This window comes from Enterococcus sp. DIV1298c (assembly GCF_017316315.1).
GTDB classification, from domain to species: domain Bacteria; phylum Bacillota; class Bacilli; order Lactobacillales; family Enterococcaceae; genus Enterococcus_B; species Enterococcus_B mangumiae.
Map to the genome: position 1 here is coordinate 1 of NZ_JAFLWG010000071.1, position 12,279 is coordinate 12,279.

A 12,279-nucleotide genomic window follows, 5' to 3' on the forward strand; every position below is an offset into this window, starting at 1 on the left:
CCTCCTGTGCCTGGGTCTACTTCTGGCGTTGTTGTACCTGGTGACGTTTGATCACCTCCGCCGATTCCTGGATCCACTTCTGGCGTCGTTGTGCCCGGATCTGTTTCTCCGCCTCCTGTACCTGGATCTACTTCTGGTGTTGTTGTACCCGGATCGGTTTCACTTCCGCCTCCTGTGCCTGGGTCTACTTCTGGTGTCGTCGTGCCTGGATCGGTTTCACTTCCGCCTCCTGTGCCTGGGTCTACCTCTGGTGTGGTCGTGCCGGGATCGGTTTCACTTCCCCCACCTGTACCTGGATCGACTTCCGGTGTTGTTGTACCTGGATCGGTTTCACTTCCGCCTCCTGTGCCTGGATCTACTTCCGGTGTCGTCGTGCCGGGATCGGTTTCACTTCCGCCACCTGTGCCTGGGTCCACTTCTGGCGTCGTTGTGCCCGGATCCGTTTCGCCGCCTCCTGTACCGGGATCGACTTCTGGTGTTGTTGTGCCTGGTGACGTTTGATCACCTCCGCCGGTTCCTGGGTCTACTTCTGGTGTGGTCGTGCCTGGTGACGTTTGATCACCTCCACCTGTTCCGGGGTCTACCTCTGGTGTGGTCGTGCCGGGATCCGTTTCGCCGCCACCTGTTCCTGGATCTACTTCCGGTGTCGTTGTACCTGGTGACGTTTGATCACCACCGCCGGTTCCTGGGTCTACTTCTGGTGTGGTCGTGCCTGGTGACGTTTGATCACCTCCACCGGTTCCTGGGTCTACCTCTGGTGTGGTCGTGCCGGGATCTGTTTCGCCGCCACCTGTACCCGGATCTACTTCTGGTGTCGTCGTGCCTGGGTCGACTTGCGGATTAGTTGTATCCGGTGTCGTTGTATCTGGTGAAGCCATATCTGTCATCGAAGAAGAAATATAAGCAAATTCTCCCCCAATTTGATAAATATTGAAGTTTGTATCTTTCACAACGATGGTAAAGTCACTACCGCTACCATTTGCCCCAGTTAAATAACCGGCGTATTGAACGCCATTGACCATGATCGGTTGAGCAACAAACTGATTATATGACACACCATCTACCGTAATATTGACTGTACTTATAACTGAAGAGAAATTCGTTTGAGAAACTTCTCCAGTTTTAACCGTTACTGCTGAATTGGCTGTGATCGTGTGTCCCCCATATCCGCCACCAGAAAATGTTGCGGTTTGATTCCATCCTGCTAAGCCAGCAGCATTTTCGGCAAGATTTCCATCCACTGCTCCTCCGGGACTGATTCCTGATTGAGAACCACTATATGTTGGTGTAGAGATTTCATCTGCATATACTGTATTTGAATCAGCTGTTTCTTGCTGATCTAAACTAACAGTTACATATTCGTATTTCAATGATTCGATCACTTGATCTTTTGCTTGGATCTCATAGTACGTTGTATCTTCATCTGCTAATTGATCAACGAAATTTACTTTTACGTTGATATTTGATTCTTCCGTATTCAACCATGAATCCGTATTTTCAAAACTTCTTACCCCATGTAACGATAAAGCGGTTTGCAAGCTATCGATCGTATCGCCAAACTGCACTGGAGAAACCAAGTAATGACCATTGATCTCTAAAGGCAATCCATGCGTTGATGAAGAAAAAGTAAAATAGCCATCTGCTTGATTTTTACCATGGTCGGTAGAAATCGATTCATCATGATAAACCGCATAATAGGTACTTCCTTCATAAGTGATCGAAAAATTCTTCTCCATCGAATCTTCAAAATCACTTTTGATTTGATCAGTCAACTTCGCTTGTCCATTTTCTGCTTTTACATTCAAAGAGAAGCCAGTATCGATTTTCATATTTCCTAATACTGCCCCATCATCAGCTGTAAAATTGGTACTTTCAGGTTTAGTTTTAGAAGAGAAACTCAATGATTTTTCTCTCGTACTTGCAACTACTTTTGAATCTTTCCAGTTCGCAGAATCTTCATAAGCCTTTTCTTTTGATTCATATAAATGAGGAGAGACCGTTTTATAGTTACCTTCTGAAGTAACTTTCACGTTGGGATTCGCTTTGATCAAATTTCGATAACTTGACATTTTCATTACTTGCGCATCACTTTTAGATAAAGTAGACGTTTGGTAATAGACATCGGCATCTTTGATTCCTAAAATCTGTTGGATATCATAAGCTGTATGACTATCACTGACTTTGATTCCTTCTCCTTCATACATGGATGAAAGTTTTTCTTTACTTGGTAATGTATCCATCAACTTCGCTACATATCCAGTGTTGGTTTTTACACTACTACTTTGACCTTTTTGTAAGGATTGGTTCAATTCATCGACCGAAGTATGCTCGATATCTTGGATCGTATCATCTTCAACGAGTCGTTTTTCAGACAAAGAGGCACTGTCCGCAGAAGCAGAAAGATTCGGGATCGTGACTCCGCCGATAAACGCGCCTGCGCCAACCGTCAACAGCGCGCCAGCTTCAATCATGCGCTTTTGTTTTTTTGACATCTCTTTGTTTGGTTTATTTAACTTCATCTGATTTTTCTTCTTTGCCATCGCGACCACTCTCTCTTTCTTTTTCCCTAACTAAAGAGGCTAATATTTTGGTAAACCCTAAAGGATTCTTATAGCCGTGTTCAAAAAAGAAATCTGTGTACTCTATTTCCGGCACGGTCACGTTTTTCTGGATTGCTAGACTGATGATATTGACGTACTGAGAAATATCAACTGTCCCCAAAACTTGGACTCCTAGGATTCTTTTCGTTTTCTTCTCATAAACAAGATAGATACTTGAATAATGACTTTTTCTACCTTTTTCTGCTGGTGCATATTTCGCAATCGATTCATGGATATATTTACCACCACGCTCTAAATAATGATTCTGATAATGTACCTCATCTGCATCATAACCATATTTTTGGGCTTGATTTAACGTGATTCCTGTATTGGCAATCGTAAATCCGTCCATGTTGAATTTATAGGTTCCAGTTGTCATTGCTACTTCCTGTTTTTTCTCATGGATATTGACAGCAGCAATCAGTCCTTGACGGAATGCATCTGAGGCATGTGGATTATAAATGTTCTCTCCAGTCAAGTCCATGTAAGTAGTCGAGCAATCACCAACTGCCAAAATCGAATCATCGGATGTGTACATATACTTATCGACCACAATTGCGCCACGGTCACCTGTTTCAACTTGTCCAGCTAATAAGAATGAATTTGGACGGAAGCCGACGGAAACAAAGACGCCATCTGCGCGAACTTTCTTCCCAGAAGAAGTTTCCACTTCGATTTTAGGACGGCTCCAAATCTTTTTCTCAATCGTGTGATAGCTTAACACTCGAGTACCAAGTAAAACATCGATACCTTCTTCTTCAAGTTGTTTTTCTACTTCGATTGCAGCGTTTTCATCTAAATATTTATCAAGGATACGGGCATTTGATTGGATCAAGGTCACTTTCATTTTCCGTTGCGCTAAGATCCGCGCAATCTCGACACCGACCAATCCAGCGCCAATCACCACCGCATGATGTGCTTCTGAGATAAATTTTTCGATTGCTTCCGCATCTTTACGCTCTTTTAAAAGAAACAGTGTTTCGTTTAATTTTCCGCCAGTTGGAGGAAGATTAGGATACGATCCAGCAGCCATGATCAATCGATCATAAGATATCTCATGCTCGTGTTGAGTTAAGACATTTCTAAAATTCAAAAGCTTTTTCTTCGCATCAATATTGGTAACTTCTTTTTGAATGCGCAAATCCACCCCTTGAGCAATAATTTCCTGTGGTGTGGCGTAATTTGCTTGGGAGTGGATATCTTGATGCCCCATTAGAAATAATGGGATTGTTTGTGAGACAAAGGTTATCTCGTCTTTTTTTTCGAATACAATGACCTCATCGTCTGGATATTCCTCGCGAATACGAAGTGCTGCGGCAATCCCCGCATGGTTTCCTCCAACAATTATAATCCTCATCAACTGCCTCCTTTAGTTATAAAAGCATGCTATAAATATACACATGGTTATTTTTAATCTACTATTTATATAAATTATATCACTTAGAAAGACTAATTGTCAGTTATAAAGGTCTATCTGGGAAGAGCCAATCAACACAACTATTCCTCCTCTTGCTAATCGAAATCGGTCCATAAAAGAATATAATCATTCTAGTTTCTATTCATAAAAAAACCGTTTATTTTTAGCAAATATCAATTGAAAATCCACTAAAATATTTCAATTTGTGTTTTAAAAACAGAATTATTTTTTTCTAAATATAGAAGAGATATTTTTATGCATAGGATTGGTCTCTTCGAATTCCCCATGCAATCGATCAATGTTTTTACTTCATAAAAAAATATGTATACGACGTTATATTAAACGAGTCATAAACTGGTCGTGACTGACCATTTTATGACTCGTTATTCTTGTTTATTTAAAGAATTTATTCCTCTGAATCTCCTAACGCTTTCACATTTTGGACGTTGAATGTACCTTCCCAATCTTTTTGAAAATTTGTTACCGCCTCTTGTATGGACGGCATACTAAATACTTGTGCAAAAATATCTGGTGACGCCGTCATACTGTGCGCCCCTTTACGGCAAGCTTGATTGACTTGTGCCACATTTTTAAAACTAGCGGCTAATACCTTGCTAGAAGAATGCGTCCGTTTGATTTCCGCTACTAATGCATCGATGATCGCAGCAGCATCGATATTCAGATTTTCCATACGGTTGTAATATGGAGCCAAATAATCTGCACCTGCGGCAATTGCTAAGTATCCTTGCATCTCCGAATAGATAGCAGTAGCAGTGACGTTCACACCCTTTTCTTTCAGTTGTTTGATGGCGGCTAAACCGGCTTCATTTACGGGTACTTTGATAAAGATGTCGTTACCAAGCTGATCAAGGATCGCTTGCGCATCAGCTAAGATCTCCTCTGTTGTTTCGCCGACTACTTGAACATGCAAGCTCCCTTTTCCAATGATTTCCTTGATTTCTTTCAAATGAGCAAATAAATCGATTTTTCCTTCTTTTTTGATGATCGAAGGATTTGATGTTACCCCAACTATGGGGAGGATCGATTGGTAATAACGGATTTTCTCGATATTGATCGTATCTAACATAAACTCCATTTCATTCATCCTTTCAACAGATAGTTTTCTCTGTATGTTACTGAATACTGATCTTTGTCTTGATACCGATCTCTGCAATTTCTTTTCCTTCGACGTATAAAGTACCTGGAAGCTCAGGTGTTACCGCGCCATCGAATTTAATGGTGATATGCCCAAGCTCTTTTAGATTATCATTGACCAAACTTCCAACAGAGGTGATACGATAGCTTGTATCATCGACCATCAACTGTTGACCTACTTTGATCTCTCCATGGATGGGCTGAAGTTCGATATTGTAGCAATAAGCCGACAACATATCTGGTGCATCTTTGCCAAACAATATGACGATTTTCTCTTCTTTGAATAGTGCAGCTTCTGCACCGATCGAAGTTACTTTTGTTGAGTAAACTGACATTTTCTTCCTCCTGAATTTAACTATACATCCCAAAACTTGCTACCCACGCAACCAACACTCTTGGGACACCGTTTAAAAAACGTGAATATAAAACGGATGGGACGCCGACTTCCACTGTTTCCGCTTCTGCTTCTTCTAAGCCTAAACCGACCGGTATAAATTCACACGCATTTTGAGTATTGATCGCAAACAACGCTGGTAATGCGAGCTGTGGCGGAATATTGCCTTTTCCGATCTCCACACCGATCAATGTCCCGATCACTTGACTGATTACTGCCCCTGGACCTAATAACGGAGATAAGAAAGGTAACGAACAGATAAAGCCAATGATCATCAATCCCCAAATATTGCCAGCTAGAGGTGCCATGATGTTTGCAAAGAAATTACCGATCCCCGACCCTTGAATGATCCCGATCAGCAATGAAACAAACGCCATAAAAGGAATGACCGTATTGATCATCGTCTGAACACCTTCTCTTGCCGACTGGTTGAAAGTCGCCACTACTTTTCCCGCACCCATACCGATTTTAGCAATAAAATTCTGTTGTTCTGCTTTTTGTTCAGTAATTTTTTTGCTTGTATCGTATTTATATTCACGGACTGGCGCACTCTTGGTTTCCGGGTCAACAGAATCACTTGCTGTATTTTCTTCAGTAGTCAGTGTGATTTGACTGAGCCCGACTGCTGATACATAAATATCTTCTGTGATGTATTGTGCTAATGGTCCGCTTTTCCCTGTTGGCACGACATTGATCGTAGGTATCCCTTTTTTTGGGTAGATCCCACAGCGCAATGTTCCGCCACAATCAACGATTGCTAAAGCGATTTCATTATCTGGGATAGAAGTTTTGAAGCCATTGACTGCTTCCATACCTGTCAGTTCAACGATTTTATCGACGATCGCTGGTTTTTCTCCGCCACCAGTGATATAAATGAATTTATGTTTCTCTTCTGTTGGTGTGATCACTAATGGTCCACCGAATCCACCAGTTCCTTTTACCACTCGAATACTTTGATAGCTCATCTTGATGCCCTCCTTATTCTGTTACTGTTTCTACTGTTTTACTAAGGGTGATTCCTTGCTGTTTACACACATAAGCCGTGGTAAAGTCTGTTACCCAGCCCCCGATAAAATTCATAAGAATACCGACAAACATATAACGTACAGCTAATTCCATTGAATTGAGTCCTAAGGTTGTGATTCCTTGTGCGATACCTAACCAAACGAATAATTCACCTGGATTGATGTGAGGAAAGACTCCATTACTTGTATGACAAAATTGTGCCTGAGAAGCATAATAGCTAGGCTTATAATATTCTGGCAAAAAGCGTGCCATTGTAAAAGACATCGGATTTCCTAACATGAAGGCAGATAAAAAAGGTAAGATCAAATATCTTGTGACTGGATTTTTTGTCGATAGTTTGGCTACTTTAGTCACTCGTTCTTCACCTAAGAATGCAATCAGCGTGTTCATGGCTACCATTAAAATCAACACTACTGGAACGATTCCGGTCATCCAAGAGATAAATGTATCCGCACCAGTTTCAAATAAACCGATGAAGCCTTCTGCAAATTTTGTGATGTATCCCATTATTCAACACTCCTTTTTCTTGATAGATATTGTTTTTTCCATAAACTGAACTGAATGCCCAGCATAGTCAGTGGAGATGGTAGAGATTCTTCTTGATAATTCCCTAATTCGACTCGTAGATAAATTTCTCTGGCATTTAACATCGCTTGTTGGACTAATTTATTTTCGTTGCGGACAAGCGGATGATAGTTGTCGATGTAGTGGATATCTGTGCCAATGTATTGTGGCAATAAACGAAACTTTGCCAAGACAGTTACTCCTTGCATTTTTCGTGCTTCTATAATGATGCCACTTTGATCCACAGCAAACATAACGATCGTTCCAGCTTTGATTTTCCCGGCTCGTCGTCCGATAGCCACTTTGCCTTTTCTACGCATTTCTACATAGATCTGATTAAAGTGCTTGATTTGCTTCATGCCAAATACTACTTGCAAGCCATAAGCAAGAAGTGCAAATGCACCGAACACATAAATGAAATTCATGTAATGATCCCCTTTCTTCTCATCCAACATTGCAGCCCCACCAAATCCTTCAAGCCACATAACTCACTTCTAAACTCTGGATCACCAATCACAGCGAAAAGTTGGTCGTATAATTTTAACAATTCTTTTTCTTTTTTAATCGTCAGATCTTGAGGGATTGCTAACAACAAAACAACTTGGACTTGTCCGTTGATCGTCGAAAGTGTATTTCTAAAAATCCCCACCGATAAAATGATTTCAGCAGATTTTTTATTGATAGCATGAGGAAAGGCGATCCCATATTCAAAAATCGTGCTTTTTAGTTTTTCACGTACAAACAAATGCGTTATAAATTCCTGATCGACTAATCCTTTTCTTTCAAGAGACACAAGCATGTCCGTCAGATTTTCCTTATACGTCTTCTTATCATCTAAAACTTCAAAATCTAGTTTTAAATGATCGTGGTTGGCAGCTCTCAATTTTTCGGCTTTACGCCATTCTTCTTGTAACCAAGTTTCGTTAAATAAATTGGTTAAACGGATGATTGGAGTATGTTTCTTCACATTTTTTAGAGGAATCGTTGTAAAAACAGCAAAATACTGGTCTAGATTCTCTTTCTGGTATTCCTCTTCAGAAAAATGGACCAGGTTTATCTGAGGACCTAAAACCCGTTCCAACTGACGACGGATGATCAACGCAGTACCTTTACCAGTATTGCAGACAATGGCAATTTCTTTATGCTCGTTGGTACTTGTTTGTCTTCTTAATGCTAGTTCAAAATAAAAAGCAACATAACTGATTTCTACAGGTAGAATGGCTCGTTCTAACCGCTCACCGATCTGCTGTAGCCCGATTTTTGCTAGTTCGTAAGCTAAAGGATATTGTGATTCGATTTCACCGTAAAACAAATCTTGAAGCTCAACACGGAAAATCAAACGATTCAACATGTAGCGAAAGTGGTCTCTTATTTCGTAATATAAGAAAGATTCATCAAGCTCTACTAATAAAGATTCGTGGACTTTTTCCATCATCTGTTGAAATAATCCTTCGATTTTTTGCTCCTCCATGGACGTTTGATCCATACTATCGATCCCACTTAAATTAAGAGGGAAACTGAGAAATGCTTGCTCTGTTTGACTTAGCGTGATGCTATACTCATATTCCAAATGATGGATTAACTCGATAAAATCAGGATGCTCCGTCATAAGATCTATATACTCATGTGGCAAATCAACTAAAATATTTCCCTGGAGCAGTCGTTTCATTGTTATAGAGATCGTTTTTTTCAAGAGAAGTTCTTGCGTTTTAGGCAAACTAAAATTTTGAATCAAGTTTTCAACGTAGTCTTTCGTATGTGCTGATAATGGGTGTTCTGCAAAATATTCTTGCACATAATGAAGGTGTAAAAGTCGTAGATCAAGTTCTTGCCCAACCATACGCAATCCACGATTCGGCGTTCCGATCACTTCCACATTAAAAGAGGCGATCAACTTTTTCATCACTCGTAGGTCTTTGACAACGGTACTTCGACTGACTCCTAACGCCTCGGACAGATCATCGATCAGCACAAAATCTTTTTGCTCGATCAATTGTTTGACGATAAAGAACACCCTTTTACTACTAGAGTTGAAATCGCTCTTTCGTTTCAAACTGCCGTTCATTATCAGATCAAATTTTTCAAAGTCTTCAATTTCGATATGAAAATCATTTTTATGTTGAACGATTTCTGCAATTCCAATCAATTCTTCGTTTAAAGACTCAATGCTGGTTTTCACTGTTTGGGTACTTGCGATCAGCTTTTGTTTCAAACCGCCGATCGTCATTTCTTTATGGGTAACCAGTAATTGCAGAATTTGATACCATCTGTTCACCAGCGTCATTTACTTCCCCCACTTTTTTATCCTCGAGTTTTTCCTCCAGCTACATTGGTCGTCACACCTGTGATATAACTCGATCGATCAGATAGATAATAACTGACTAAATCTGCGACTTCTTTTAATTTTCCACTTCGACCTAATGGAATCGTACTCGTTTTTGCATAACCAGCTCTAAGCTCTTCCACTGTGAGACCCCGAGTATAAGCAAGGGCTTCTTCATAAGAAAGCGTGCGTAAGCCTGTCTCCTCCATGATCCCTGGAGCAACTCCTATTACCCGAACATTGGATTTTCCTAACTCCTTCGCCCAAGAACGAGTAAAGCTGTTAACAGCTGCTTTCGTTGCCGCATACGCACTTTGCCCCTCCGAACCTTCTAACCCTGATTCAGAAGACATGTTGATGATCACGCCTTGTCCTTTTTCAACTAAGATTCTACTGACTGCTTGAGTCATCAAGTACAGCCCTTTTTGATTGATTGCGATGATTTTATCAAATACTTCATCCGATAATTCATATTTCCCATGCGCTTGCTTTTTATCCACTAGTAAGCGTGGAATATTGATACCTGCATTATTGACTAAGCCATCTATCGTACCAAAGTGTTCCTTCACTTTTGCTACGCCAGTTTCGACTTCTTCCCGCGATGTTATGTCGGTTTTCACGAATAATAATCGTGGATGGTTCAATGTCGAATCTCTAATATCGAAATTTGCTACATTGACGTTTTGTTCCAATAAGCTTTCGACGATGCTTTCTCCAATACCCGAGGAACCTCCTGTGACAATAACCGTCTTTTCCTCTATGTTTAGCCAATTTGTCATAACCTATCACCTCTTTTTTTGTTTACGCTTTCAGTATAGCTACGTATAGAGAAATAATTAAGTCAGACTTTTTTTGAGTTTCCAAAAAAAATCTGACTTAATGTATTTTTTATTGAGTGATAGCTAAGTGACTGACCATTTTCTTTGCTATTCTTCTGTAATTTCTTTTAACTTTCAATTTAGTATCGCTACTTACCTGCCGATTTTTTTCGGTGCAACCAACTGATACCTACTGTCAAAACGATGGCCATACCTAAACCGATCAAGGCATTCGAGTACATCGCTTGTTCCGCTGTTTTCGGAAGGTTACTTACTTTTCCATGATGTTTTATTGGTACTTTTGTATAGGTGATTTGTTTTACTTTACTCACTTTTGGCACTGCTTTAGTTGTTACTACTTCTTTTGTTTGGCTGATTGCTGGGATCTTCGTTCTTTCAGTGATTTTCGTTTTTTCTATTTCTTTCTTTCCTTCTGTTTCCTGAATAGGAGGTGTCACCGTTTCGCTGATTTTTGGTATTTTTTCCCACTGTGCAGTATAAGTCATATCACCATCCACAAACTCACTCACCGTTGGCGTCCAACCAAGGAATTTATATCCTTCTCTCGTTGGTGTTCCGCTAAAGCTAGGAGTTGCCATTCCTGCTCTTAGATCTGAGAATACTTGACCATCGAAAACGCTCTCATTTTCAACGCCATCCGTATAAACTACTCGATAAGTTATTTCTTTTGTGATTATCGGCTCCCAAACAGCGGTATAGGTCACATCCCCAGTCACTACATCCGTAACTTCCTTATCCCATCCTTTGAAGATATAGCCCTCTCTTGTTGGAGTCCCATTGAATATTGGTGTTGCAGAACCAGCTGTTAAATTTGAAAATACTTGATCCGCAAAAATCTCTTCCCCAGGTACACCGTCTGTATAGTTGACTTGATAAGTCGGAATCGGTTCCCATGTTGCTGTATAGACAACGTCACTAGTGACTGTTTCGCTGACGCTCGGACTCCAACCAGCAAATGTATAGCCTTCTCTTGTAGGCTCTGCGCCAAAACTTGGCGTAGCTGCTCCTGGTTCGATTCGGATAAACGTTTTGTCCTCAAATATGACCTCATCCTCTACTCCATCTACATAACTCACTGTATACGATTCGATTGGTGTGAATGAAACATTTACTGTGACTGAGGCAAGACGTGAGGCATTCGATGCTTCTGTAGGTAAAGAAACATGGATCTCAAGCATGTTCACATCACCAATCTCACCTTCGATTAGAAAAGGCACACCGATCATACGAACACTTGGATCTAGGTACGGGCTCGTATTACTGAATAGATCACCGACCTGATATTTCCCCAATGAGCCACCATTTAGAAAAACTTCCAACTCCATCTCACTAGGGTTTCTTCTTTCCGTATCCGTGTTATCCAGCGTAGATAAATCGACCATGATCATTGCCACACCGCTTTGTTGGTTTTGGGATAACAATCTCACTTGTGTTGAAAATATCCCAGGAGGATTTCCCGGGGTAATTTGTGCACCATTAAAATGCCACGGAATCATCGCATCTTCCCCGACAGAATAAAAATCAATACCATTTGCAGAATATGAAACCTCCGAGTTGACGATTGGCGTTGCTGCAAATACGTTTGGGCTAAAACCTAGAAAGACCAGAAATACAATAAAACAAGACACTATCTTTTTCATGATACTCCTCCATTCTGACATGAAGTCAAGAATCACATTGTGTTGCACTCCATAACTTTGCTCAATACCGAACAAAGCGAAGTACATGTGTTTATAGTTTATAAACCCTACCTTTTTTGAATCTATTTTAGTGATAGCTACTCAACCACCAATTTAATCTCCTACCTTCTATTTAATCGTGTTGTACTAGTTGCTTTTAATCTATTGTAAATATCATAAAAATATAAAAGCCGATTATTAATATTTAAAAACGTTATTATTATACTTTCTAATTGATATTTTTAACTACCTTGAAAATCAATTATTAGTTTACTGTCAAGT

At 40.3% G+C, this 12,279-nt stretch carries 9 protein-coding genes and 1 pseudogene; all 10 read right to left on the reverse strand.

From position 1 onward, the window contains the following. A pseudogene (locus JZO83_RS13425) lies at nucleotides 1–2,540 on the reverse strand (hypothetical protein); the annotation flags it as partial. Next, nucleotides 2,506–3,957 (reverse strand): FAD-dependent oxidoreductase, encoded by a 1,452-nt coding sequence (locus JZO83_RS13430; RefSeq protein ID WP_207116071.1) that lies wholly within the window; start codon nucleotides 3,955–3,957, stop codon nucleotides 2,506–2,508. The gene JZO83_RS13430 and the pseudogene JZO83_RS13425, both read right to left, overlap by 35 nt. A 466-nt stretch (nucleotides 3,958–4,423) precedes the next feature. Then, nucleotides 4,424–5,113, reverse strand: a complete 690-nt coding sequence (locus JZO83_RS13435; protein WP_207116072.1) for a fructose-6-phosphate aldolase — start codon at nucleotides 5,111–5,113, stop codon at nucleotides 4,424–4,426. A 37-nt stretch (nucleotides 5,114–5,150) separates the two neighbouring features. Further along, nucleotides 5,151–5,507, reverse strand: a complete 357-nt coding sequence (locus JZO83_RS13440) for a PTS glucitol/sorbitol transporter subunit IIA (RefSeq protein WP_206858637.1) — start codon at nucleotides 5,505–5,507, stop codon at nucleotides 5,151–5,153. Between the two features lie 16 nt (nucleotides 5,508–5,523). Next, a complete protein-coding gene (locus JZO83_RS13445) occupies nucleotides 5,524–6,531 on the reverse strand; it encodes a PTS glucitol/sorbitol transporter subunit IIB (protein WP_207116073.1) in 1,008 nt (335 codons plus the stop codon). A 13-nt stretch (nucleotides 6,532–6,544) separates the two neighbouring features. Then, entirely contained in the window at nucleotides 6,545–7,099 is a 555-nt protein-coding gene (locus JZO83_RS13450) for a PTS glucitol/sorbitol transporter subunit IIC (RefSeq protein ID WP_206858633.1), read from the reverse strand. After that, nucleotides 7,099–7,581, reverse strand: a complete 483-nt coding sequence (locus JZO83_RS13455) for a transcriptional regulator GutM (RefSeq protein WP_207116074.1) — start codon at nucleotides 7,579–7,581, stop codon at nucleotides 7,099–7,101. Before JZO83_RS13455 ends, JZO83_RS13450 begins: the two co-directional genes overlap by 1 nt. Further along, complete coding sequence (locus JZO83_RS13460) at nucleotides 7,578–9,440, reverse strand: HTH domain-containing protein (protein ID WP_207116075.1); 1,863 nt, start codon at nucleotides 9,438–9,440, stop codon at nucleotides 7,578–7,580. Before JZO83_RS13460 ends, JZO83_RS13455 begins: the two co-directional genes overlap by 4 nt. A gap of 17 nt (nucleotides 9,441–9,457) precedes the next feature. After that, nucleotides 9,458–10,258, reverse strand: coding sequence for an SDR family oxidoreductase (locus tag JZO83_RS13465; RefSeq protein ID WP_207116076.1), 801 nt, complete (start codon nucleotides 10,256–10,258; stop codon nucleotides 9,458–9,460). Between the two features lie 188 nt (nucleotides 10,259–10,446). After that, a complete protein-coding gene (locus JZO83_RS13470) occupies nucleotides 10,447–11,958 on the reverse strand; it encodes an InlB B-repeat-containing protein (protein ID WP_207116077.1) in 1,512 nt (503 codons plus the stop codon). Nucleotides 11,959–12,279: the final 321 nt, after the last annotated feature.